This is a genomic window from Fenollaria massiliensis, from assembly GCF_000312505.2.
Lineage (GTDB): Bacteria > Bacillota > Clostridia > Tissierellales > Peptoniphilaceae > Fenollaria > Fenollaria massiliensis.
In genome coordinates this window covers 90,092-116,187 of record NZ_HG326228.1, presented here as the reverse complement: position 1 = coordinate 116,187, position 26,096 = coordinate 90,092, and the positions used below count along the sequence as shown (strand labels likewise).

The 26,096-nt window shown below is 34.5% G+C and carries 20 protein-coding genes; 4 read left to right on the top strand and 16 right to left on the bottom strand.

Annotated features, from left to right (window positions below; genetic code table 11):
• Window positions 1-3: 3 nt before the first annotated feature.
• Complete coding sequence (locus BN30_RS07495; RefSeq protein WP_019214890.1) at window positions 4-888, bottom strand: Ppx/GppA phosphatase family protein; 885 nt, start codon at window positions 886-888, stop codon at window positions 4-6.
• Window positions 889-1,049: 161 nt separating this feature from the next.
• Here BN30_RS07495 and BN30_RS09410 point away from each other — a divergent pair, with 161 nt between their 5' ends.
• Window positions 1,050-1,529, top strand: a complete 480-nt coding sequence (locus tag BN30_RS09410; protein WP_019214889.1) for a helix-turn-helix domain-containing protein — start codon at window positions 1,050-1,052, stop codon at window positions 1,527-1,529.
• A complete protein-coding gene (locus tag BN30_RS07485; protein WP_154648853.1) occupies window positions 1,525-2,436 on the top strand; it encodes an IS3 family transposase in 912 nt (303 codons plus the stop codon). The genes BN30_RS09410 and BN30_RS07485 overlap by 5 nt, the downstream gene beginning before the upstream one ends.
• 64 nt (window positions 2,437-2,500) lie before the next feature.
• Here BN30_RS07485 and BN30_RS09705 read toward each other — a convergent pair whose 3' ends face one another.
• From BN30_RS09705 to BN30_RS07470, 3 genes are all read right to left on the bottom strand, one after another.
• The gene (locus BN30_RS09705; RefSeq protein ID WP_019214887.1) at window positions 2,501-3,730 is read right to left on the bottom strand and encodes a stalk domain-containing protein; all 1,230 of its coding nucleotides are present in this window, start codon (window positions 3,728-3,730) and stop codon (window positions 2,501-2,503) included.
• 120 nt (window positions 3,731-3,850) lie between these two features.
• Window positions 3,851-5,185, bottom strand: a complete 1,335-nt coding sequence (locus BN30_RS09700; RefSeq protein WP_019214886.1) for a hypothetical protein — start codon at window positions 5,183-5,185, stop codon at window positions 3,851-3,853.
• A gap of 360 nt (window positions 5,186-5,545) precedes the next feature.
• The gene (locus BN30_RS07470; protein ID WP_019214885.1) at window positions 5,546-6,226 is read right to left on the bottom strand and encodes a trimeric intracellular cation channel family protein; all 681 of its coding nucleotides are present in this window, start codon (window positions 6,224-6,226) and stop codon (window positions 5,546-5,548) included.
• A gap of 141 nt (window positions 6,227-6,367) precedes the next feature.
• On the opposite strand from BN30_RS07470, the gene BN30_RS07465 reads away from it, so the two are divergent.
• Together BN30_RS07465 and BN30_RS07460 are read left to right on the top strand one after the other, a co-directional pair.
• Entirely contained in the window at window positions 6,368-7,234 is an 867-nt protein-coding gene (locus tag BN30_RS07465) for a BRO family protein (protein ID WP_019214884.1), read from the top strand.
• Between the two features lie 75 nt (window positions 7,235-7,309).
• A complete protein-coding gene (locus BN30_RS07460; protein WP_019214883.1) occupies window positions 7,310-7,828 on the top strand; it encodes a ClbS/DfsB family four-helix bundle protein in 519 nt (172 codons plus the stop codon).
• 65 nt (window positions 7,829-7,893) lie between these two features.
• On the opposite strand, the gene BN30_RS07455 is transcribed toward BN30_RS07460, so the two are convergent.
• The 12 genes from BN30_RS07455 to BN30_RS07400 all read right to left on the bottom strand — a co-directional run bounded on the left by BN30_RS07455 (window position 7,894) and on the right by BN30_RS07400 (window position 26,077).
• Window positions 7,894-9,855, bottom strand: a complete 1,962-nt coding sequence (locus tag BN30_RS07455; protein ID WP_019214882.1) for a S9 family peptidase — start codon at window positions 9,853-9,855, stop codon at window positions 7,894-7,896.
• Entirely contained in the window at window positions 9,856-10,377 is a 522-nt protein-coding gene (gene hpf / locus BN30_RS07450) for a ribosome hibernation-promoting factor, HPF/YfiA family (RefSeq protein WP_019214881.1), read from the bottom strand.
• A 354-nt stretch (window positions 10,378-10,731) separates the two neighbouring features.
• Entirely contained in the window at window positions 10,732-10,935 is a 204-nt protein-coding gene (locus BN30_RS07445; protein WP_019214880.1) for a hypothetical protein, read from the bottom strand.
• 168 nt (window positions 10,936-11,103) lie between these two features.
• Window positions 11,104-12,117, bottom strand: a complete 1,014-nt coding sequence (locus tag BN30_RS07440) for a hypothetical protein (protein WP_019214879.1) — start codon at window positions 12,115-12,117, stop codon at window positions 11,104-11,106.
• On the bottom strand, window positions 12,114-12,347 hold the full coding sequence (locus BN30_RS07435) for a hypothetical protein (RefSeq protein ID WP_019214878.1): 234 nt from the start codon (window positions 12,345-12,347) through the stop codon (window positions 12,114-12,116). The genes BN30_RS07440 and BN30_RS07435 overlap by 4 nt, the downstream gene beginning before the upstream one ends.
• A gap of 605 nt (window positions 12,348-12,952) precedes the next feature.
• Window positions 12,953-13,084 (bottom strand): hypothetical protein, encoded by a 132-nt coding sequence (locus tag BN30_RS10425; protein WP_019214877.1) that lies wholly within the window; start codon window positions 13,082-13,084, stop codon window positions 12,953-12,955.
• A 122-nt stretch (window positions 13,085-13,206) separates the two neighbouring features.
• Window positions 13,207-16,332: an S-layer homology domain-containing protein gene (locus tag BN30_RS10240; RefSeq protein WP_019214876.1), complete on the bottom strand. Its 3,126-nt coding sequence runs from the start codon at window positions 16,330-16,332 to the stop codon at window positions 13,207-13,209.
• A gap of 72 nt (window positions 16,333-16,404) precedes the next feature.
• The gene (locus BN30_RS07420) at window positions 16,405-21,924 is read right to left on the bottom strand and encodes a hypothetical protein (protein WP_019214875.1); all 5,520 of its coding nucleotides are present in this window, start codon (window positions 21,922-21,924) and stop codon (window positions 16,405-16,407) included.
• Between the two features lie 517 nt (window positions 21,925-22,441).
• Entirely contained in the window at window positions 22,442-22,681 is a 240-nt protein-coding gene (locus BN30_RS07415) for a hypothetical protein (protein ID WP_019214874.1), read from the bottom strand.
• A 157-nt stretch (window positions 22,682-22,838) separates the two neighbouring features.
• Window positions 22,839-23,621: a bifunctional hydroxymethylpyrimidine kinase/phosphomethylpyrimidine kinase gene (gene thiD, locus BN30_RS07410; RefSeq protein ID WP_019214873.1), complete on the bottom strand. Its 783-nt coding sequence runs from the start codon at window positions 23,619-23,621 to the stop codon at window positions 22,839-22,841.
• A gap of 53 nt (window positions 23,622-23,674) precedes the next feature.
• Entirely contained in the window at window positions 23,675-24,214 is a 540-nt protein-coding gene (locus BN30_RS07405; protein WP_154648852.1) for a hypothetical protein, read from the bottom strand.
• Between the two features lie 84 nt (window positions 24,215-24,298).
• The gene (locus BN30_RS07400; protein ID WP_019214871.1) at window positions 24,299-26,077 is read right to left on the bottom strand and encodes an S-layer homology domain-containing protein; all 1,779 of its coding nucleotides are present in this window, start codon (window positions 26,075-26,077) and stop codon (window positions 24,299-24,301) included.
• Window positions 26,078-26,096 lie beyond the last annotated feature (19 nt).

Genomic DNA, 26,096 nt, shown 5'->3' with positions numbered 1-26,096 from the left:
GCTTCACTCCTTAATTATCTTATCCTTTAAATAACCTTCACGCACGCCAAGCTTTGAGACGTTAACCTTTTCTATGCCAAGATGCTTTAAGAGTCTATATAGCATGATGGCTCCTGGCACTATGCTGTGAAGTCTTTCGGGCACAACCATGACAGTCGTGCGTATAATTTTTTTATTTTTGTCTATCATCTCGTAGATATAGTCTTTTATATCGTCAATAGTATATTCTTTGTCATCATCATTATCAAGCTCTTCGAATATATTGCCAAGTGCTCTTGCTGTTCCGCCTGAAGCGACTAGCTTTGTGCATTTGTATGTGGAAACGTTTTCAGCCAGCATCTTGTCGATGGCGTTTATCATCTCATCGTACTCTCTAACGCTCGGTATAGTGTTTTCAACGTAGTCACGGAACAATGATAAGGATCCTGCCTTTAAAAATGCCATGTCTTTAATCTCTTTATTCTTTAGATAGCAAAGTTCTGTCGAGCCGCCTCCTATGTCTATGGTGTAGTAATCATCAAAATTGTATGCCATCTTCATACCTTCAGCTCCATAGAAAGCCTCATCTTCTTCCGATATTAAATCAATGTTTAGATCAAGCTCTTTCTTGACTTTTTTCACTATCTCCTTGCCATTGTCAACGTTACGAAGCGAAGCCGAAGCAAAGACATATATCTCGTCAATCGGTAGGTAATCAAGCAGCATCTTTTGCGCGGATAAAACCTTCATCAGCTTTTTGATGCCCTTGTCGCTAAGCTTACCGTCTTCGACTAGGCCTGCAAGACCTGCCATGTACTTCTTTGAAAAGACTTCCTTTTGAATATTGTCCTTGTTATAAACGTTTAGGCGTATTGAGTTACTGCCTATATCAATTAGTGCGTATTTCATTTTTTCTCCTTATAATAATCATTGTAATACTTCTTTGTTAAGAAATTGTAAAGTATGTAATATTTTTTATTTATTAGCAAAATATTTTATTATTTTCAAAAAAAGCTCTCCAAATGATATGTACCCTCTTTACTGGACAAACCAGTAAGGAGGGTATTTTTATGCGATATAGTTATGAATTCAAAAAAGAATGCGTAGAACTATACAAACAAGGAAAATGGATGGAAACACCAGAAGGAATTAAACAAGAAGCGTTCAGAAGTAGTATAAGGTATTGGATCAGACTTGTAGACCTTCATGGAGAAGAGATACTTAAACACAAAGAACAGAACAAAGAGTGGACTGCAGAAGAAAAATTTAAGCTTGTATCAAAAGTTTTAGCAGGAAATTCATATAAGTCTGTAGCTATAGAGGTTGGTATTCCAGATGGTCAACTTTACACTTGGGTTAATAAATATAAAAATTTTGGGTATAATTCTCTTGAAATTAAGAAGAGAGGAAGACCATCTAAAATGAATGATAAGAATGAAAAAATTGATATAGAACCAAAGCCACTTAACGAATCAGAACGAGAAGAACTTATTCGTTTAAGAGAAGAAGTTAGATATTTAAGAACAGAGCGAGCAGTCGAAAAAAATTAGAAGCCTTGAGAAAGGAAAAATATGCTGCATATCTCAAGGCGAAAAAGCAGCAGTCATCAGAGAACTAAGAAATGAAGGCCACATACTAAAAGACCTTTTAAGTGCTATGAACCTACCAAAATCAACATACTACTACGAATTAAGTAAAGTTGATCAAGTTGATCTAAGAAACAAAGAAATCAAAGAAAAGATACAAGAAATATTTACCTCAAACAAAGGTAGATACGGAGTAAGAAGAGTTCATCAAGCGCTTCTAAGTAAAGGATATATAGTCAACCACAAAAGAGTTCAAAGACTTATGCACAAGATGCAGCTTTTAGGTAAGAGACCAAAAGAAAAATATCATTCATATATGGGTAATGTCGGTAAAGTAGCTGGTAACATCATAAATAGAGACTTCACAGCAACAAAGCCATGCGCTAAGTGGACTACAGATGTATCCCAATTTAACTTTACATGGGGCAAATGCTACCTATCGCCAATACTAGATATGTACACAAACGAGATCATCTCATACGACTTATCATTACATCCAACACTAGAACAAGTATCAAGAATGCTTGATAAAGCATTTGAAAAGTTTCCATGCGTAGAAAGCTTAATCATGCACTCAGACCAAGGCTGGCAATATCAAAATAGCTACTACACAAAAGAACTAGAAAAACATCAAATAACGCAATCAATGTCGAGAAAAGGAAATTGCTACGATAACTGCATCATGGAAACATTTTTTGGTAGACTAAAAACAGAGATGTATTATGGATGTGAGAGAGAATTTAAAACATTTGAAGAGTTTTCAAAAGCAATTGATGAATATATATACTACTACAATAACGAAAGGATTCAGAAGAAAACAAAATGGATGCCACCTACTTTGTATAGGTTAGCATCCATGAATGTAAACTAAATATTAATGTGTCCAGTTTTCTGGGTACACATCACTTTCGCTCCCAATTTTTTGATTAAATTATTTATTTACGTGTTGCTGCTAAAATACCAGTAGAGTTTGTTCCGATATATGCTACTTCAAAAACAGTGTTGTCGCTATATTGGAAAAATACATGTGGGTCGCCATTTTCGTCTGTCTTAAATACTGTTGTATAATCTTTTCTAAATATTTCTACTCCATTAGCATATTCTTTCATTCTTTCTTCAAACAACTTAACGCTTTCAACAGTCGCATTTATCTTAAGTTCTTTTATTTCTTTGACAGCCTTTTCATAATCTTTATTAACTATAGCATCGTAGAACTTAACTATTTGTTCACAAACAGCATTTTTATCATTCATATACTTTTCAGGTAATTTGTCTGCAATAGTTAATATTACAGTGTTGTAGAAATTTGTTCTCCAGAATTCATTTTCTTGTCCAATGTTTTGTCCTTCATATACTACAGTTGCTCCACTTTCGTAGACTAAAGTGGCTATAGCATATCTAATTCCATCTCTAATCTCAACCCTATTACTTTGGTCTGTTATTGAGCCTTGAAAAAGCTTTCTTCCTCCAAGAACACTTAATCCTAGGTTGTCAAGGTATTTTTGTTTTATTTGTTCAATATTAGGGCTGTCTGAACTTGCAAAACCAAATATAACTAGAACCATGTTGCTTAAATAAGTTTTTTGATTCTTAAACCATTCTTTTTCAGCTTCAGTCCACTCAGATTCAGGAACACTATTTTCCTTATTGCCTATAGTTATATCATCTGTTTTTTCAGTTTCTATAACGATAGTTTTGTTTTTAGCATTATACTTTACTTCAAAACCTACAAGCTTTGCAATGTCTCTTAATTGTACATAGTTGAAGCCATCGATCAATGCTGTTTTAAGCTCTTTAATTTCTCCTCTTATCTCTACTTTTGTTATTCCAAGGCTAGCTTTAGCTTTTTCTTTTGTTATTTCTTGCAAGTCACTATCTAAAATATCATAAGAGCTAGTAGGATCAATCACTAATATTGACTTATCTTCAATTGTACGTCCTACATTAAATTGACTTGATGTTCCTTTTAATATAGCAGCGACGTCACGTAATTTGATGTAGTTGTAATCTTCAACTAAGTAAGTGCCTACCTTTACTTCTTCTCCATCTAGGGCTATTCTTTGATTGTTCTTTTTCGCGTCAACAATTTTTCTCTCTGCGAATGATGTTGGGATAAATGTTAGAAGCATTAAAATTGCCAGTAACAATGAAATTTTCTTCTTCATAATATTATTCCTCCTTATAATATAGATTGTAACTTTATTATACTACTAAAGAAATATAAAAGCAAGACAAAAAAAGGGAGCTTTCGCCCCCAATTTTTTTGAATTAATTAATACTATCAACTATTTTTCTTTTGGTAAAACAATAGTTCCTAAACCAGAGAATTGATCACTAATGTATACATCAAAGCTTGCTCCATTCTTGTATTTAAAATTACATACAAGACCAGTTTCATATTCTTTAAATGTAAAATCATAATCCTTTACAAAAACTTCTTCGCCAAGCTCTTTTGCATTTTTAAGTCTTAGTTCAGCTGTCTTCTTCACATTTTCTTCATCAGCTTTAAAGTTTAACTCATTAAGCGCTTCAGCAGCCACCTTATAATTCTTTTCACATAAAGCATCATGGAAAGCTTTTACTTTAGTAGTGATAAATTCTGATCCCTTCTTTACTATAGAATCTTTTTCATAATCTTTAGCAATTAAAGCCATCATACCAGCAAAAGTTTCCATAGTGATGTTATCACCATCTTGTTCAAAAGGCAATTTTTGTATTATAGAAGAACCATTAGCATATTTAAACTCAGCAACATAATATTTTTTGCCATCAATTTCTTCTATTCTCTTAATAACTGTACGATCTTCTAAGTAAATATCAGTACCAACTAGCTTTGCCATGTTCTTTAAAGTAATCATATTTTCAGAGAATGGTATTGCATCTAAAATCGCATTACCTCCAACAACGTAATCATCTTTAGTATAATATGCAAACATATCATGAAGCTTGATTATAGCATCTAATTTTGCTGTTTCTAATTCATCAAAATTATCAGTTTTAATAACTTTTACATTATCATCAGATTTTTTATCTTCTTTTTTGTCTTCAACTTTTTCTTCTTTTTTATCGTCAGTTTTTTCTTCTTTTTTGTCATCTTTCTTTTCTTCAGTCTTTTCTTCTTTTGCTTGAGCATCACTATTTAGCATGATAACTTTATTCACTTTATCATATTTAACGTCTAGTCCTACTAATGAACCAAGGTCTCTTAATTGCATGTAGTTATATTCATTAATAAGTGCTGTTTTTATTTCTTTTTCTTCTCCATTAACAAGAATTTTTCTAACTGAAACGATTGCTTTTGCTTTTTCGTCTTTAATTTCTGCTAGGTCGCCTTCAACTTTTTCGTAGCCTTTTGCTAATTCTACTGTGATTAGCTTTGTTGGCTTATCAAAACCAACGTTGAATTGACATTTTTTAGTATTTAAAATTGCTGCTACGTCTCTAAGTTTTAGATAGTTGTAGCCTTCTACGTCGTATGCGCCTATCTTTACTTCTTCTCCGTCAAGTGTCACTTTTTTAGTGTTTTTAACTGCATCTACTGTTTTTGATTCAGCAAATGCTGTTGGGATAAGTGTTACAAGCATAAGTATTGCAAGTAACAATGAAATTTTCTTCTTCATAATATAATTCCTCCTTAAATAAATATTGTTAACTTTATTATACTACTAAAGAAATATAAAAGCAATGGAAATGGTCTCGTTTCTTATAAAATTTTTTAATAATAAATGCCAAAATGTTAAAAATATTTAATACTTTTTTACTCACATCGCTATCCACATTAAAAATCGCTATTTTACACTTATACACAAGCTTATCCACAATATCCACAGGCATTTTTCACAAAAATAGTACTTGACAAAGCTATTTTCTTGTGATTTTATATTTATCCACAGACTTATCCACAGTTTTCTTCACAGAACAAATCTATAAACGTAAAAAAGCTCTGTTCCTCATAAACAAAGCTTTCTAAGTAATATTATTTAATCGTCCCCATCAACGAGGTCTGATGATACATCTGGCAGACTCCACCTATACTTCATTGATAAAAGCCTAATGACTACTGTCGCTGAGGCTCCCATCAAAAAGGCAAAATTTTCTCCAAATGGTCTCAAAACTATAAATATGACTGCGCCCAAAAGTGAGGCAACTGCATAAATGGTGTTTTTTGTGAATATAATCGGTATTGTGTCTGAAAGCAAATCTCTCATAACACCGCCGCCGCAGCCTGTGATAACCCCTACGAATATCAGTAAAAACGGATTGTTCATGTAGCCGCGCGCGATGCCGACCGTTACTGCACTTGCTGTGAATATGCCAAGTCCGATGGCGTCTAGTACTGAGGCGATTTGCGTGTATTTAATCATAAATTCTCTGTTAACACCTTTTAGGCTAAGTATCTTTATCTTTTTTGACAAAAATACAATTAAAATCAAGGCTGTCACTATCGAAACGCTTGTGTATGTCGTGTCTCTAAATGCCATGGGCGGCGTAATTCCAAGTGTTATATCCCTTATGATGCCTCCGCCAACCGCTGTGATTATGGCGAGAACCACTATGCCAAAGATGTCCATGCCTTTTCTTATGGCGACCAAGGTGCCAGATGATGCAAATGCAACGGTGCCGACGATTTCTGCTATATAATAAAATTTTTCGTAATCCATTGTATCTCCTCTCTAGGATAATTATACTACAAAATTCGTTTTTTATCTATGGAAATATTATAAATGTTTTAATCTTCCAAAATATGATATAATATAAAAATAGATATGAATTTATTTTAAAGATACTATTGAGGTGAAAAAATGGATAACGAAATTAAATTATTTGAGGGAAAACAAATACGTTCAGCATGGGATAATGAAAAAGAGGAGTGGTGCTTTTCTATTATTGACATAGTTGGAGTTTTAACTGATAGTAAAGATCCTGGCGCTTATTGGCGTAAGTTAAAACAAAGATTAAATGAAGAAGGAAATGAAGTTGTGACAATTTGTCACACTTTGAAAATGCAAGCTGCTGACGGGAAAATGAGAGAAACAGACGTAGCTGATATGCAAGGCATTTTCCGTATAATACAATCTGTTCCATCGCCAAAGGCAGAGCCATTCAAAATGTGGTTAGCTGAAGTAGGTAAAGAAAGAATTGACGAAATCATTGATCCTGAATTAACGATTAATAGAGCTTTAGATACATATTTAAAAAAAGGCTACTCAAGAGAGTGGATTAACCAAAGACTTCAAGCGATACAAGTAAGAAAGGAACTTACTGACACTTGGCAAGATCACGGCGTCAAGGCTGGCAAAGAATATGCAATACTAACAAATGAAATTTCTAAGGCTTGGTCAGGAATGACGACTAGAGAATATAAAAATTTAAAAGGCCTAAAAAAGGAAAATCTTAGAGACAATATGTCTACTCTTGAAATAGTTCTTAATATGCTTGCTGAAGCAACAACTACTGAACTTACGAAAACAAAAAATCCACAAGGTTTAGAAGAAAACAAAAAGGTGGCAAAAGATGGCGGATCAATAGCTGGAAACACAAGAAAAGAAATTGAGAAAGAAACTGGTCAGCCAGTTATTACATCTAAAAATGCTATAGATTTTGCAAAATTAATCGATGATGTTTCAAATGAGATTTCGAACATTGATGATAATGAAAATAGAAAATAAATATATAGTCGTGACAATTTGTCACACTTTGAAAATGACATTTTACTAATATTATACTAATAAGGAAGAAAATAAATGAGGACTTATAAAAATAAAGAAGAATTAAAATCAGAAATCAATAAAAGCTTTGAAAAATACATCGCTGAATTTGACGATATACCAGAAAATTTAAAAGACAAACGCATAGATGAAGTAGATAGGACGCCTGATGAGAACCTTGCCTATCAGATCGGATGGACATCTCTCTTATTAAAATGGGAACATGATGAAAGAAACGGTCTTGAAGTAAAAACACCATCAGATAAATTCAAATGGAATGAGCTCGGCAAACTATATCAATACTTTACTGATACATATGCTAAGCTATCTCTTAGTGAATTGAAATGTAAGTTAAAAAAGAATGTGGATGCTATTTGTGAAATGATTGACTCGTTAAGTGATGATGAATTATTTAAGCCTCATATGAGAAAGTGGGCTGATGAAGCGACAAAGACAGCTACGTGGGAAGTTTACAAATTTATACATGTAAATACTGTCGCTCCATTTGGCACATTTAGAACGAAAATCCGCAAGTGGAAAAAGCTTGCTCTGTAAAAAAAAATACAAAAAATATATCCAAGCAAAAAGCCTAGTTACAAAAGTAACCAGGCTTTTCTATATTATGATCTCTTTTTAAACCATGTGATTATCTCATCAAGTCTTCTTTGTCTGTGCTTTGGCTTGCCAGAGCGGCTTAGCTCGTGATTTTCACCGTGGAATATAACTATCTTAGAGTCGACTCCGAAGTACTTAAGCGCTGTAAACATTTGTATGCCTTGCTCTAGAGGGCATCTGTAGTCCTCATCCGAGTGGATGAATAATGTTGGCGTTCTTACATCGCTAGCGTATTTTAGTGGAGAGCGCTCCCATAAAGCCTCAGGCGAATTAAACGGATCCGCTAAATTTTGATCATCCGCAAAATAGTAGCCTATGTCCGATACACCGAAAAAGCTTAGCCAGTTCGATATCGAGCGTTGAGACGCAGCCGATTTGAACCTGTTCGTATGACCTATAATCCAGTTAGTCATGAAACCGCCGTAGCTTCCGCCAGTCACATGAACGTTGTCCCTGTCGATGTCCTCGTATTTTTCCAAAACCACATCAGTAAATTTCATCAAATCATCGTAATCGATAGTACCAAACTTGCCTCTGATGTTCATAAATTCGTTGCCCCTGCCATCAGAGCCTCTTGGATTAGTGAAAAACACAAAATATCCTTGCTTTGCAAAATATAGATACTCGTGGTATAAAACCTCGCCAGTAACAGTCTTTGGACCGCCGTGAATCTCAAGTATCGCAGGATACTTCTTGCCCTTTTTGTATCCGTCCGGCTTAATCACAAAACCTTCAAAATCGATATCGTCATTCTTAAAATTAATTTTATCATAAGGCTTAGCATTCCAAGTCTTTTGAAGAGCTTCGTTTATGGCTGTGACTTTATTAAATTTTCCGCCATCAAATTTATATACTTCTTGTAAATTGTAGTCAAGCATGCCTATGGCGTAGATATCGCCGTCTTCACAAACATCAAACTCATCAACAGAACCGACAACTTTACTTAGTCTTTCCAATTTACCCTTCTTGTCAATGGCGAATAAATCGGCACTATTTTGAAGAGTCGATATAAAATATAATTTATCATTTAAAACTCTAAACGAATATCCACCGCCATAACGAAGGTCAGAGCCAACAGATGAGCCGATGGACATATCAAAGTCCTCGTTTATGCACTTAATATTTTCTTTAGTTTTGTCAATTAGGTAGACCCTTGGATTTTGGTTTATGCCGTGGGCCTCTTGGTCAGTCGCAAACACAAAAACATCATCCCCTGCATAGCTTGGACCATAATAGCTAAGTCCCATGCCATAATCAAGTTTCACAGACTTATCGTTCTCAAAACTATATACATAAATTTGGCTCTTGATAGGCGCCTTGTCAGTATAAGACTCGGAAGTGTAGATAATTTCAGACTTATCAGGTGCTATGTCATAGCTCGAAACATTCGTAAAATCATCAGTAATAATCTTTAGAGCGCCACTCTTCATATTATATATAGCAAGCGACGAACGAATTTTATTGATATAACCAGCACCATTTAAATAAAAAGGAATCTCATCATATATAGTATAGTCATCCTCTTCCTTCATTTCAGCCGATTTTTTCTCGTAAGTCTCTTGGTCCATATCCTTAAAGTGCCTGATCTTCTCAGAATTACTGATACTTAAAACGAGCCTGTCCTCATCCATGATGCGAATACCATTAATCGGGTACATAAGCCTAAATAGCTCTTCCCTCTCACCGCCCGTAAAACTTAGACGGTAAACGATAGACGCATACTTCCTTTTTTCATCAGCCTTAGAAAAAATGATCCCGCCATTGTCCACAGCATAAGTAGAAGAGACGTCATTAGTAGACAGTCTCTTCAAAGAATCATTCTCATCAAGCATGTAAAATGAGTTTTTGTGCTCATTCTTCCCCATATCAACATCAGTCACCACAAATACCTTGTGACGACCGTCCGGCGAAATCTTAAGCGCAGATACAGGTTTGTTCAATTTAAAATCATCTATATTAATCTTCATTTATTCCACTTCAATTAGGCCGTAATTGCCATCCTTTCTCTTGTATACAACATTTATCGCTTCATTCTTAGCATTTTGGAACACAAAGAAATTATGTCTTAAAAGTTCCATTTGAAGGATAGCCTCGTCAGAAGACATAGGTACTACCTTGAATTTCTTGTTCTTCACAAGCTTTGCTTCATCAGCTTCTTCCATCGGTTTAATATTTTCAAACCTAATCGAATCATTCTTTTGATATCTGTTTTGAAGCTTAGTTTTGTACTTTCTAACCTGTCTTTCCAAAACATCAACCGCCCTGTCGATAGATGTGTACATATCGTCACTTTCTTCCTCAGCTCTAAGGATAGTTTTGTCTAAGAATATAGTTACTTCAACAGCCTTAGTATTTCTAACAGCCGAGAAGACAACCTTCGCGTCCACATCCTTGCCAATAAACTTGTCAAGCTTTTGGAACTTCTTTTCAGCCACATCCTTTAAACTTTGAGTTAGTTCAATGTTTTTTCCTACAAATTCGATTCTCATAAGCTTACCTCCTTAATAGATTTTCTATTTAATATATACCCTAGATATAGAAAAATTAAAACAACTTTAAGAATTTATTAAGAGAAAGTAAAAAATAATTTATAAATGGGTGAGTGGAATGCTTTTGGTTATAGTTTTGATTATAGTTTTGCTTATGGCAATAGAAAAGGACCACATAAGCAGTCCTGATTTGTAAAATGTATGAGTCGCTTTCAAAATTATAAAAATATTTGAGTTTTGAAAGTGAGAATAGATATATTAAGGTATAAAAATGTCCTCCCCTTGGTCCGCATGTAAAACATTAAGCGTGGGGAGGCTCTGTTGATATAATTATAGATTAAATTGTATTAATTGTCAATATTTTTTAGTATAAATGTCTTCTAAGTTCTTTTCTACTTCTTCTACAGTATAAGTCCTACCGTTATCAAAATCATCCATTGCTTTTAGTATTTCTCTATCAAAGTCTTCTTCACTTAGATCTTCATAAACAAGAGGCTTTTTGCTTGGTATTTTTACTTCAGGTTCAAGCCTTGTATATGCATTTGATGTTTTTGACATAATATCACTTCCTTTTGGTGTATTATATCGCTTTGTATTGCTTTAAGTAATACTTAATTGAAGAGAGTATAAAAATGATTATAAATCTTTTTAGATGATAAAGTTTATTTATTATTACGGTCCGATGAGTTGTTTTGTGATTGATTGTTCTCATTAGATTGCGTTTTTTTATTTATTTCTATCCACATCTCTCACTACTGCCTTATCATAGTAAGCATATAGAGTTTTTGTTTCGTATTTATCATCTATAATTACGTCATCATATTTTTCAGCATCATCTTTAATGTCAGTCCATATGCTAAACCCTTTTTTTGAAATTCCTATATTTTTAAATGCCCCAAACGTTTTAACACTTGATACTGCATCTGATAGCTTTGCTCCAATTAAAACCTCTTTCTTAATATTTTCTAATACTTTTCCATCTTTTGTTCCGCCGTTGAAATCAAATATTACAAACTTGTATCCATCATCTGGAGCTTCTTTATCGTTATCTGCATCTTTTACTAATTTTTTGTTATATTGAGCATATAGAGTTATTGGTTCGTAATCATCATCTATTACTACATCTTCATACTCTACAGAAGAATTTTCAGCACTTGCCCATTTTTTTAATCCTTTTACCGAGCTTCCTATTGTCTTAAATACTCCAATTGTTTCTATAGTTGATACTGCTTCTGATAGCTTCGAGCCAATTAAAATTTCTTTCGTAACATTTTCTAATACTTTTCCATCTTTTGCTCCCCCGTTGAAGTCAAATGTTACAAGCTTGTATTCTTCATCCGATTCAATCTGATTACTATCATATTCAACCCCTACATCACCATAATTATTAACTTGATCATATTTCCCTTGGTATATTGTATCATCACTAGTTAGAGATATAAGTTTATAACAGCTGCTATCTAATAATAGATTAGATTTATTGTTATTTCCTTTTTGTTCAGTCATAACCAAAAGTTTATCTTTATAATCAGTTATTATAAATTGTCTTAACCCGCTACTATCCACTATATATTCATATATTTTCTTTCTAGAGGGATTTAAATACTTATCTTTTACTACAAACATATATGTCACTATAAAAATTAATCCTGCCAAGACTGCTATAATTATTATGATTAAGTTTGTGATCAATTGTAAAAATAATAATAGTTTTATAGCACTGAACAGTTCATTTTTCATATTTGTTTTCCTAAATCATTAATAAATTTGATTGCTAAGTTGCTATCTGCATCTTTTTTATCTTTTCCATAAGACATAATTAATGTCTCTGGCTTATTAAATGCTTCAAACCACTCACTAGAGCTCAATTTATTTCCATCTTTTACTTTATTAATAATATATTCAGAGAAAGAATTTAATTCAGCTTCATTAGCAGCATCTTTTTTCTTATCCGTATTCGTTTTCTCCATGTAAACACTATTTTTTTGTACTAACTTAACAATAATTTTATCAGATAATGTCAAAGAACTCAAAACTGTAATAAATACTATGGATATGATGGAGAAATAAAAAAATTTGATACATATCAAATACAGCTTTTACTATTGTATTATTCATCGCACGGCATATTTTTTCACACTTTTTACCAGCAAATAATAAAATAATAAATATACTATATAAAACAGACAAACCTAATAATAAATAACACACTGCTTCTTGAATATTTAATTTAATAAACCTAAAATAAACATATATGCAAATTGGTATTAATAAAAGTGTTAAAACTAAAGTTATGTCTCTAGTTTTACTTATTTCTTTATTATCCGACTTAAAAATATACAAATTATTATTATATAGCTTCTGCAAAAAACTATAAATTAAAACCATGCTGTATAAAACTAATAATACGAAGTTAACTAAATATATTTCATTATTTAGTCCAAAAGACTCAATAAACATATAGCCAAGAGATAATAAAATCAAGAATATTAAAGTTGAATTTACTACAAATTCTCTAAATGTATTATATCTAAAATATTTTTCTGGTACATTATAGAATTTAGCGCTATTTAGCTTATATTTTTTTATCCATAAAAAAATATAAAACTAATATAGTAGCAAAAATTATTCCAGCATAAGGGCTAGTTTGACTAATTCCTGCTGCGGTTATAAGATTGCTTATTAGTTTTTCAACAAACGGATCCATATTTCATCCCCTCCTTTATCTAATAACAAAGGCATGTGAGATTTGCTCCCACATGCCTTGTCATTATGTCAATTATTTATTTATAATTGAATTTTATTTTTTCTTGCGATCTTAACGCAAAATTATTTAACTAAAGTCCAGTCTTCTTGAACACTGCCCTTCACTCTTCTCTTGAAACTATGAGAGTTAGTTGCTTCAATCATATCATAGTAGCCCCAGAAACTTGTTGGTAAGTCTAAGAAACCCTTGATTAGATGAGCGTTAACTGCGTCCTTTGCGGACATAGCGTCATAATTTCTTTCGAAGATCTTGTTAAGAATTACAACAGCTTCAGCTCTTGTAATGAATGCGTTTGGTCTGAATGTTCCGTCTGGATAACCTTTGATTCTGCCAGCTTGATATTCGCTGCCGATAGGTCTTTCAGCCCAATGACCCTTAACATCTGCAAATGGTGCAACGCCATAAGGCTTGTTGTCAATAGTTGATATCATTTGAGTAAATTCTGCTCTAGTGATAGGTGCGTTTGGTCTGAATCTTCCGTCAGGGTAACCCTTCATGATGCCTCTATCAACAGCTGCGTTGATGGCTTTGTTATACCATGAACTTGGTGTGTCAGAGAACATTGGTTTTGCAGCTGATGCGAAAGTATCTAGACCAAGAAGTCTTGTTACTAATGCAGCTGCTTCAGCTCTTGTAATCTTACCATTAGGTCTTACAGTTCCGTCAGTGTAACCAAACATGTAAGCGTTGTGGTCGTGAACTTCTCTAGTGTCAACTGGCTCTACATCCTCGTCATCTTTAGGCTTTTGTTTAGACCAAATTGCATATAAAGTAGTTGGGTAGTAAATTCTGTCGCCAGGTTTTACTTCGTCAAGACGTCTGCTGTTGTAGCTCCAGCCTTCAAATACATAGCCTCTTCTATGAGGAGTGTATAGATAACGTTCAATTAATTCGTCTACATAAACGTCATAGTCACTAATACGTCCGCCTCTGTAGTTTTCGTCTAGAGTAAGAGTTGTATAATTGAAAGATGGTTGAGGAGTACCTTTAGCTTCAACAGTTGCTTCAGCTTGATCAGATTCAATTTCACCTACTTTTTGTGTAGCGTAGATTTTGTCGCCTTTTTCTAGAGTAACTCCAGCAGGTACATTAGCTGTCCATGTTCCATCGTCACCAACAACCACATTTTGAGCAATTCCTGTTCCTACACCTGTTCCATCTGCATTTTCTTTAGTTACACTAACTTTAGCTCCTGGAACACCTGTACCTGAGATAGTTTTATCTCCTTCAGTTACCGGATTAATAGTTGGCGCATCTAATTTGTATTGAGCATATAAAGTTTTTTCTCCATTAATTGTTTGTGGTAACTTATCTGTTGCTGTTTTATCAGCTGTAAGTGTCCATTCTTTGAAGCTTAATTTATCTAATTTTGCTTTTGTCTTTGCTACATCATCTTTTGTTAGCTTGTGACCTTTCTTTACCCAGTAGAATGTTTCTCCTGTTAAAGTTGCTCCTGTATAGTTTGTTGCGTTTGCATCCATTGTTACTTTAACGTATTTCTTTCCTGCTGGATCTGGATTATCTGGTGATTCTGTTCCTGGTACTACATCTCTGTCTTCTCCGTATACAGCGTGAACAACAATTTCTGTTTTTGTTTCATCTGCTGCTACTGCTAATGGGAATACAGTTTCTTCTGAGTCTGCTTTTGCTCCCCAGAATTTAAATGCTTTTCCAGCTAATTGACCTTCTTCTTCTACACTTGTTAGAGTTTTACCTTTCTTTACCCAGTAGAATGTATCAACTTTTGTTTTTGTTGATCCTTGTTTTAGAACTACTGTTCCGTTTGTTCCTGGATTTAGGGTTACTTTAACATATTTCTTTCCTGCTGGATCTGGATTATCTGGTGATTCTGTTCCTGGGATTACATCTGCTGCATACTTAGCTGTGAATGTTACTGGTGTTTCACCTACTACTCCAGTTTTATTAGCTAGTTTGTCTTTACCATCAAACCAACCAACAAAGTTCATATTATCACCATTTGGAGTTGGATTTGGTGTTGGATCTGGTTTTGGTTCTGCTACGGCTGGTGTTGCTGCTTTCGCTTGTTCCCATGTTAGTGTGCTTTTTACATCGTAATAATTTTTTGTTTGATTTTTTGCAGCGTCTGTTGGGTCGAATGTTATACGTGTATATCCGTCTGGCGCATCAACTGGTGTTTTTCCATCGTCTTTCATTGGTGGGATGGCTACGTCTGCGTCGTATTTTAGGGTTATTTGTGTAGGGTTTTTCATATTCGCATCTGTTACTACAGTGTATGAATATTTTTTACCGTCTACTGTTAAATCTCCACTTGTTTTGCCAGCAAGTTTAATATCTAATGATTTTAATTTATTAAATTCTACTTTATCTACATCAGTATTATCAAGTTCTCTTACATTTACTGTTTGGTCGCTTGTTGGAAGTGTGAATTCTTTATTAATTAAATTTTCATCAGCGTCTTCATATTTAATATTTGTTGTTACTTTTACTGTGTTTGCGGATGGCAAATAGTCTTTTAGCTTTTTACCATAAATATCTACATATTTTACATCAATATTTGGATTTGGTAATTCGTATAGTTCAAGTGTAAACTTCAATCCACCGCCTTCACCAGTACCTGTTGATTTATATTGGAATAGTCGAATTCCAACGTTTTCTGCAGCGTAAACAATCAGCTCTGTTGTCTTTTCCGGTCTCGGTGCATTGATAGTAAAATTAAGCGGGTCACTGCTGTTTGTAATCTTTAAATCATTACCAGCTGTGTCACTTGATACTGACTGTCCGTCATATTCTATTCTAAAGTTAAGTCCTTGTGGTGCAAGGTCTGCCCAATTGAATTCATTTTCATTTAATCCTGTTGCTTTAACATTTACAGTAACGGGTATGTCTATTGATGGGCCTGCTCCTACTGCTGGTAGTATGTTCTCATCACTAAAACCTAGTCCATTTGCCATGGTTTGGTACGTGCTAGATTTTTTTAGTTTTGGAACGCTTTGAAGCTCTGCCTCCTTTGCTTCTTCTATGATTTCTGTAATATCAAATCTTACTTCACGTTGATCAGTAGATTCTGGCAATATCTCGCCGTCTCCTGCATTGTTAGGCGCTGCGTATGGTGCATCGCTATTTGCCAATACTGCTACTGGCGAAATAATTTGCAATAGCATAAAAACGCTTAACAATATGGAGGTTATTCGTTTTTTAGTATCCATAAAGTCTCCTTTCTTTTATGGAACAGACTAGGGGCAACTGGCCCCTAGCTTAATTCCAGTCCTTACTATAAATTATTTAATAGTAATTTCGTGTGGGTTAGTGTAAGCTCCGTCATCTGCGACTGCTTTGATTTTTAAGATATCACCTGTTTGGAGCTTGAATGTTTGTCCGCCTCTTGTAAGTGTATATCTCGTATTTACATTTGTTATTTCAAACTGATCGAGTACAATTGTTTCACTGCCACGAATTACAGTTAAACTTACTTTTGCTTTTTTATATTCTGTTCCTTCTATAAACATATAGAATTTACTTTTGTTGGCTCTGAAGTTTAGATATTGAACTTCTATTTGTTTTGTTGGTTTATAAGCAAGTTTTTCATTTTCTGTCTTGTTGCCAAATTTATCTTCAGCTGTGACCCAAATGCCTTGAATGCTGTTTCTTGGTATATAACTTAGTCTTTCAACCAAATATTTTCTGTCTGATTCTTTAGTAGGATCAATATCTTCTATGACAATGTTTCCCTTAGTTCCAGGTTGGCCTTTCGTTCCAACTTCAACTTTGACTTTACCCTCTCTTGGATATTCGTCTAGGATAGCATTTATGTCTATAAACATTCTGAAGGCATCGTCTTTTGCTTCACCTCTTAATTTTGGTCCAAGCGTATCAAAGTTCTTAGGCTTTAAAGAACTAGTTGGAGTCTTGTTAGGTTCTTCCGCTTTTATTCTAAACTGATCATTATTATTTACAGTGCCTGTAATATCTAGCTTTATCCTATTTCCTGGTCTGTCTTCGTCGCCGAGAACTTTTTCATCCGATACTGGTACCCATTTGCCTAAATCTTTATCATACTTTTCAACTACATACTTAGTTCCCTTAGATGGGTTGGCTGGATTTCCTGAGCCTCCCGGTATAGTCATTTCAACAACTGGTTTGTCACCCTTGTTTTCAACTTGTTCAAAATCTGTTACTTCGTTAGAGGCAAGTCTTTTCTGAATCATTTCGTTGCCTTCTTCACTTGTTACTGCATCATTTGCATATGTTGCATACACGAATTTATTTGCAAGATCTGTCAAAGTGAAAGAAGATATTGTAATTTCTTTTGTCGCTGCATCTACTGTAGCAGTTATGCTAGTGTCGCTACATACAAATGTGCCAGATTCATTCTTTGTAAATGTGTATGTTTTAAAGTTTGTACCTGTTGTTGGTACTCTTAACGTGATTGTCTTAACATCGTCTACATTTACATTGCTTGTATCAAGTTTAATTGCTGTATCTGTATTAAATAGAGTCTTGATTATAGGTTTTGTAAGTGATTCTGGTGTGTTTGTCATGACTATTGTGTAGCCGTTAACTTCGTTAGTTGAGCCTTGTCTTATATCTGACTTTCTAGATGTTGCAGATGTAAATGCGTCAGTTTTATTTGTAGATACTTGTTTCTCTGTGAATACTTGAGTCTTGGCAAGTTTGCCTCCGTATATATCTCCTGCGTCTCTATGAAGGTTCTTTGGTACATTTGCGTCAGCTACTTGGTCCCAGTCTATAATCTTTCTAACGTTTACTGTGATACCAAAGTCTTTCCACTTTGTTTCATTGAAGGCTTTGTAATCTGCCTCTGTCTTACCTTTAGGAAGAACCATAGCTACATAAGAAAGTCTCTTGCCGTCTTTATCAAATCCTGGTACGCTCCATGTCAGAGTTTCTTTTGATGTGCCTACAAAATGTTTTATCAGTTTATCGCCTGATATTAGGTCCGCTTCGTTTATAGCGTTGTATGTTGCAGTTTGAGCAACTGTTGGGTCGCTATAGTCAGTAACTGCTGTTCTGTATAGTAGCGCTACATCTATATCATGTTTCTTGTCTACCTCAACGTCACCATCATACTCACCATAGTTTCCATCCTTATCTATATCTGCATAGTCTTTATTTTTTATCTTCATATATCTTGGCTTAACATTTACGTTGAAATATGGTCTGTAGTTTGCATATAGGTGAATTTGCTTACCACTTTTCATTATGTCATCTAAGGATTCGTGGATATATAGGTCCATACCGTTAGGTAGGTAAGAAACTACTGGGTTATCAACTAGATAAGTCAGCATCTCAGTTTTCTTTAAAAAAGATTTCTTTTCACTGCCAGTATCTGCTACCTTACCTGCATCTAGGTCAGCTAATCTAGGGTTGTTTAGACCTGCCTTAAATCCAGATGTTGCGTCATTTTTGTATTGAGTTGTTGTCCATCCAACAAAGGTACTTCTGTTTTGAGCAAAGTCTAAAAATCTTGAGTCGTAAGAACTTGCTTGTGAATCCCACTTGTATGGTACAAGCGGTATTCTCTTAATAGTAGATTTCTTCTTTAAATCTTCTTTGACTGGATTTGTAATTGTTCCTGATGTAATTGCATCTATTTGATTTACTGTATATTCCTTATCATCATTCGTAAATGGAATTATAACAGTAGTGTCTTTTAACTCGCCATTTACAATTGTGTTTGAGTGAAGGATAATTGCTGCTTGGCCCCATACTGCATAAACTGTTCTTTCCTTGTCAATAGGAGAGTTTTCTGTGAATCTATAAGCTGTAGCTTTATCAATTGGGGCTTTATCTACATCTTCCCATTGCTTAACATATGTTAGTTCTGTCAATGAGCCGAATTCATCTGATTCTTCTTTTGTAAGAGGTCTAGTAGACCAGCCTAAGAATACTTTTCCTTGTTCTTCATTCTTTGGATCCGCTGTCTTCAATTCAAGTTGAGATTCTTTTCCTGGGAATTCTCTTAACCAAAGTTGAGATTTAGTGATGTCTATGCCCTTGCTTGTGTAGAATCTTTCGATATATAACTTAAAAGAATCTATATCTTTTTGGGCTTCTTTAATAGCTGCATTACGAATAGCATTTGGTGCTCCTAATCCTGTTGGTAGGGCTTCTGCTTCAGTAAGTCTTCTCTTAAGTTCATCATTATATCTATTAAAAGCTGCTTGATAAGTTTCTCCACCAAGTGGTTGGTCTGTGTGAGATGCCATAACTTTTTCTGCACTAGTATCTTGTACTAATTTTCCATTTCCATCATCTTTTAATGGATAAACCATCCTTCTGTTTGGACCTACAAAGGCATTGGCTTTATAGGCTGGATTTGGAGTTGTTGTTGGGAATTTGTCTTCTCCAACTACATATCTATAGTTTTCATTTAGCGGTGCAATTTTAACTATTGGGTCCTTTGCCTTGTCAGCAGCTGGATCATCTCCCAAATATCCACCGTTTAAGTCAAATTTAACTTTTGCTTGAACTTGTTCAATAATTGGTGGAAGTTTTTCAACTGCGTTGATTGAAAAATCTTCTGTTGTGAACGCAATTGGAGCGTCTTTTAACATCTTGTACTTTTTATTAGTAATACCTGTTGTTGCTCCCAATGGATCTTTTGGATTAATAGCATCTTTTGTAGAGAATTCATAACCAAATTCCATTTTTTTATTTACAATTACTGCTTGTGATCTCTTTTGGTCAATTATTACTTCTTCATTATCCCCTGAACCTGCCGTAGTAAAAGTATCTTCTTCATCAGTTAAATATGCTTGTTTTAGCAATGTGTTATCTACTCCAAGACCTGTTGCTCTAACAATTGCATTACCTACTTTTGTATGACCATAGATAATATTATCTTCTGTAAATATTTCAGGGATTGAAGCTTCATTTTGCGTTTTCACAACATGAGGTGATTTTAAGTTGCCTGCAAAACGTGCATATTGCATATCTCCAGTTTTTTCAGCATCTTTTTTTATTGTAAAGAAATCGCCATTATTGCCCTTTGCTTGCTCGTCCTTATTCTTATAAAATCTAACTTCTGTTATTGGCTTTTTTAACCCTTCCATATAGATTTTAATTGGAGTTCCTTCTTTAAGCGTCATGTCATAAGGAATTCTCCACCAATAAGATGTTTTGTCTTTCCAATATAAGGAAGTTCCTCCAAAAGCATTGACTTCTGCATTGAAGACTACAGTATGAGGTCTCTTTCCAACTTCCATAGTTATTTTTCTATCTCCTGCAGCAGAAGATATACCAAATTCATTAGTTCCAACATCTAGAATCAGTTCATCACCTTGTTTCAAAACTCTCTCTTTGTCCACCTTGCCAGTGAAAGTGTCCTTCGGTGTCTTTGTTTGCATAGTAAAAGTTGTATAGAAAGTCATATCTAAAAGGTCAGAGTCGTTAATAATTTTGTCAAACTTATCTGGTTGTACATAGAATCTAACAACTGTAGCCACACCTTTTAAACTGTTTGCAACTGCTCCATTGATTAATAAATCCAATGCCTTTCCATTTTGTTGAGTTTTTATATTACTTTCATAATCTGTCTTATTATAGTCAGATCCTACTACTTGTATATATTTTAGGCCATCCTTACCATCATTTATTTGACTTCTTAGGACTGATATTTTTCTTTCAGTTATAGGATTTTCATAAGTTGACCCTCTTCCATAAGGATCTTCATCAGCATTTAGAAGAAATACATCAGCTATTTTGGCACCTGAATCTTCAGCTACTTCTGTTCCATCTGGTTTTTTATAAGAACTACCTGCTAAGATATTGAAAAACTTATCTTCCATTACAGTTCGAAGGCCTATATATGGATCAAAAGCTAATGAAGTTAAGGTAGCTTTATTGTGCCTTATAGTAAGGTCTACGTATCCCCTATTTTTGTCGTATGAAATATAGGAGTCTTGGGCATAAATCCATGGTACAGCGTTGTCTTGTTGAGATTGTGGAATAAGCCCTACTCTGTAGTCTTTTCTTGGTATTACAGTAGAAGGTGTATAAGTTGAATATCCATTCCTATGTTTAGTTGGATTCATACGGACTCTCTCATACTTCTTGTCTGTTATTCTCATTTGAATAATTGGCTCTCTATCCTTAGTTAGTTCTTCAATACTAGTAGGAAGATTTGCACTTTTTAGTGTATCTTGATCTTTGAGTACAAAGTGCATAGGTGCTTCTAATACATTTGCCTTATAGCCAGCCTTATCAATATCAAAGCTTACTACATTTGTAGAACCTGCCCTCTCTTTTGGCTCTAGTGTGAAGGTCATTATGCCGGTCTTAAAATGCAAGGGATTTGCTGGACCCCTATTAGTTGAAGGGTTTTTCCAAACTCCAGTTTGGCTGCTATCCCAGTCAATCATTTGGTATAAAGTCTTATCAAATTTAAGAAGCATTTTTTTCCAAGCTCCCCCAGGGCTTGAATTAGTCTTGTATAAAAGTTTAATTACTTCTCTGTCTTTTGAATTTTGGTCTGTATAATTATAAGATCCACCATACTCTATTGTTGGGTTTTTTATAAAGTCCCCTTTAGATGGTTCTACCAGCCTGTTACGAGCTGATGGCGGCCAATATTCACTATTCGCCTCTTCATCACTTACTTCCCAGTCAGGCGTGTCTACTGCTCTAGTAGATGTGCCTCCTGGTACTGCTACTGGTTCTCCACCAGATCCGCTAGGCGTTGGATCAGCAGCCATAACATTCACTGGCATCATAGTCACTATCATTAAAAATGCCATGACTAGTGCAAGTGTTTTTCGCAAATAATTTTTTGTTTGCATATAATTACTCCTTTCGTATTTCTTGCTTTGCACAAGTTCTCTCGCTTTTGATCTCTGTGCCGCTCGCTTTACTTTGTTAAAGTCATTAAAAAAGACGGGTCGTGCCACCGACTCGTCTATAATCGAAATAATTGCTTGAGTTTTAAGTAAATGATTGAAAGCCTAGCAAGTTCTTCCCCTAATTTTGCATGCAATTTAGTGAAATACTTTTGCTAAGTATGTCTTTAACGAAGTTTTTCTGGTGGCACAGAAAATCTTATCTGATTTGGTTTAATTATAGCACATAATTTTTCAAAAGGCAATATTTTTTTATAATTTAACATAAATGTAACAATTATTTACATAGATGTGCTAGAAATTTATTTTTCTATTTTTTATTTTTTCAAATGTATAACTTGTACCCAATTGTTACAACGAAAAATGCTAGGTAAGTTCCTAGCATCTAAATGAATTATTTTTTATTCTCTTCTTATTATATAGGGGCTGTTTCGTCTAAGGCTTTTTCTTTGATTATGTTCTATGGAACAAAGTCTTCGCGTGCTGTGCCATAACCCTCATCGCATGCAATTGGTTCTGTCACTAAAGCATTATTCATGTCAATTGGTTTTTTATCTGCACTCAATACTTCTGTGATGACTTCTGTATTGGCTGCATCTGTGTACTCTGCCTTAACGCTCTCTGCTTTGACTGACTCGAACTGTGCGAGTAAATAGGCAAATATAAAAAATGTAAATAGTATTCTTTTTAATTTATTCATAATTTTCTCCTTTCTTTTCTACAATACAAGTATAACCGTTTCGCGATGCGAAATTGTTTACAAAATGTATACAAAAAATGCTATGTAAAAATACATAGCATAATTTATATTTATAAAGTTTCTTCCTTATTATATAGGGGTGGATTTATGAAATAATTTATACATGCCAAATCGCACCCTCATTTTTGCCTAAATTTATGCGTTCTTCTAAACATAGTGTCAAATACTCTAGCCCAAATCTAACTGCTTCTTCCATTTCAAAGCCTTTTGCTAAATATGTGGCGATGGCGGTTGAGACTGTTGCGCCTAAACCGAAGGCTTGTCTATCGACTCTTTTTCTATCTATAATTTTTTCCATACCATCTATAACTAGTACGTCTTTTAGCTCGCCCTCGAGTGCGCCTCCTGTAATCAGAACGTTTATGCCGTAGCTGTCATGAAGTTTTTGTGCTGCTGAGAGCATTTCCATAACTGTAGTAACTTTCATTCCTGATAAAACTTCTGCCTCTTTCATATTTGGCGTAATTAGTGTGACTTTATCGAAAATATTTTCTTTTATATAGTCAAGTGTTTCTGAATCTGTGTATATATGACCGAATTTTGAGGCGATGACTGGATCTAGTACGACTGGAACGTCATTAAAGTATTTATCTAGTGCGTCTTTGACTGCTTTTGCCTGATTGATGTTTGAGATGAGTCCGATTTTGACGCATCCGATGTGAAAGTCTTCGCTCGCTGCCTTTATCTGGTCGTAGACCATGGACGAGGAAAGGGCAAGTCTTGAGATTGACCTTTGTGTATTTTGGCTGGTCACGCATGTTGTCGCGACTGTGCAGTAGGTATTTAGTTTTAGTGCTGTCTTGACGTCTGCCTCGACGCCTCTTAGGGCGCTTGAGTCTAAGGCTGAGATTGACAGTATTACAGGCTTTTCTTTTAGCATGGCTAGTCTCCTTTATTAAGATGATTTTATAACAGCTAGCCCATTTTGTCAAGCTATCCTTTATGTTTCACGATGTAGTAGTACTTTTCAAGTATCTCGTAGTCATTTGCCCTGTATGAAAGGTTTGCCAAATCTAGCTCTATTTCTACTGTATCTCTCGCATTATAATATTTATTCACCTTGTTTATGGCCTTGATGTCTTTGTACTTATCAAGATTTTTATACTTTATGTGAAGTGTGTAAACGTCCATCAGCTCTTGATTTTGTGTCTTTTTTATTTTAAACTCATCTACATCGTCCCAGCTTATGCTGATGGGTTTATATTTGGAGAATTTATCTACAAAGACGTTCTCTTTTAAAACCAAAGCCTCCTCTCTAAATATAAGGAGGATGACGTTTTTGAGTGCGTTTAAAACCATAAACACAAAGAAAAAGAAGAAAAGGACTATAACCCATTGAAATATGCCGCCTTTTTCGACTAGGCTTCCTAGGATTGCAAAGCCGATGGTAAAGGCTGGAAATATTGCAAATACAAAGAGCAGCAGCCTTTTAAAGTAATGCAGAGCAGAAAAATTTATACTAAGTTCTTCCATAATATCACCCAAGATATAATATCACCTGATTGTTAAGAAAACGTAAAAAGCTCTCTGAGATATTGTCTCAAAGAGCTGATATAATTATTTATTTTCTATGAATTTAATAATTTTATATATTGTTAGTGCAAGTTCTTCTCTTGTGTATGTGCCTTTTGCGTTGTAAGTATCTGTGCTAGCGCCACTAACAAGGCCTATCTCGTCAAGGTATTTAACTTGATTAAGTGCCCATGAAGCGATTTGGTCTTGGTCTTTGTAATTAAAGTTTTTAATTTTTGGCATATTGATATTGTGTTCTTTTATGAAATTATAGATAACTGAGGCAAATTCTTGGCGTGTGATGTTTTGCGCTGCCTTAACTGTTTTGTCTGTGTAGCCTTTGTAAATTCCGTGTGTTAGCGCCCATGTCATAGCGTCTGCGTACCACTCGTCTCCTTTTATGTCTTCGTAGTCGATGAAGCCTACTGATTTATCTTTGGAAATTGTCATAAGGACTTGTGCTAGCATGGCGCGATTGATGGCTAATTTGCCTTTAAACTCTGTATCTGAAACGCCGCTTAGTATGCCTCTTGCGATAAGTTCTCTAGTAGCTTCGCCTCTTTCGCCTTGTGGCAGGTCTTTGTGCTGAACTAGTCTAAGTGCTTGTGCTGGCGCTAATATGCCGTGGTCTTGCTTTGCTTCTGTTTTTTCTGCTTTTTCTTCTGGTTTTGTTTCTTTAGCTACTTTATCGTTTTTACTTAGTTTTGTATTTTTTTCATTGCTTTCGTTTTTCTTATCTTTATTATATTTATCGTATCTATCATTTCTATCGTATCTGTCATATTTATTGTTTTCATTGTCTTTTCTTTGTGGAAGCAATTCTTTTTCTTCTGCTTTTTTATCTTCTTTCACTATGAGTTTTTGATTTTCTAGTGTTAATTCTGTATCGTCTGTGAATTTTAACTTGATTTTGCCAAGTTTTTCGCCTGCTGTGTTTGTATCTCTCTTTGACTCGTCTGTAACTGTAGCATTGTTTATATGTTTTTTGTAACCATCCTCTGGGTCTGCTACACCATCTTTTATTTTAACTCCGTCTTTCCAATTAACATCAGCATTTTTATTAACTGTGATGTCTTTTGGTTCAATTTTATCTTTTATCTCGTTAACTATTGCATTTCTAAATGGTATTCTTAACCAAAGGAAGGCTTCTTTGTCATCGCATGCTTTTTTACTAAGTCTTATGCCGCCTTCTCTGTTGTCTATAGTTCCAAGCTTTCTGCCCTCTCCAAGTATCATAGAGTTTATTAAACCACGCTTGATTAAGGCGTTAATTTCTACTTTTCTTTGCTCATCGTTTAAGTTAGCAAGTTTATCCTTTAGATTGCTTCCTTCATCTTTGTTTAGTGTAAACTTTATTCTATCTATTTTATCTTCTTTATATAAATCATTTATAAGTTCTGCTAGGTTTGTCATGTCGATCTCAGAAAATGATTTTTCTTTGTTTATTATTGTAAAAGACAATTGATAATGACTTTTATGTTTAGCTGGATCTAAGCTTTGGTCTTGATAATCTTTTGGCTCTTCAACTTTATTAATTCTAAGTATATAGTCATCATTTTTTTCGTTTAATTTAGACATCTTTTCATCCATAGCTTTTGTAAGCTCTTCAACTGCCTCGTCATGTGTTTTACAAGTAGCAACTGTTTCTTCTTTTGCTTTTTCTTTTACTTCTTCTTTTTCTACTTCTTCTGAAGCTACAACTGTCTCTGCGTTTTGCGCATTTGTCATATCTGCCTCAACGCTCTCTGCTTTAACGTACTCGAATTGTGATAGTGCAAAGGCAATGATGAATGCTAGGGAAATAATTCTTTTTAATTTGTTCATTTTAAAACTCCTCTCTTAA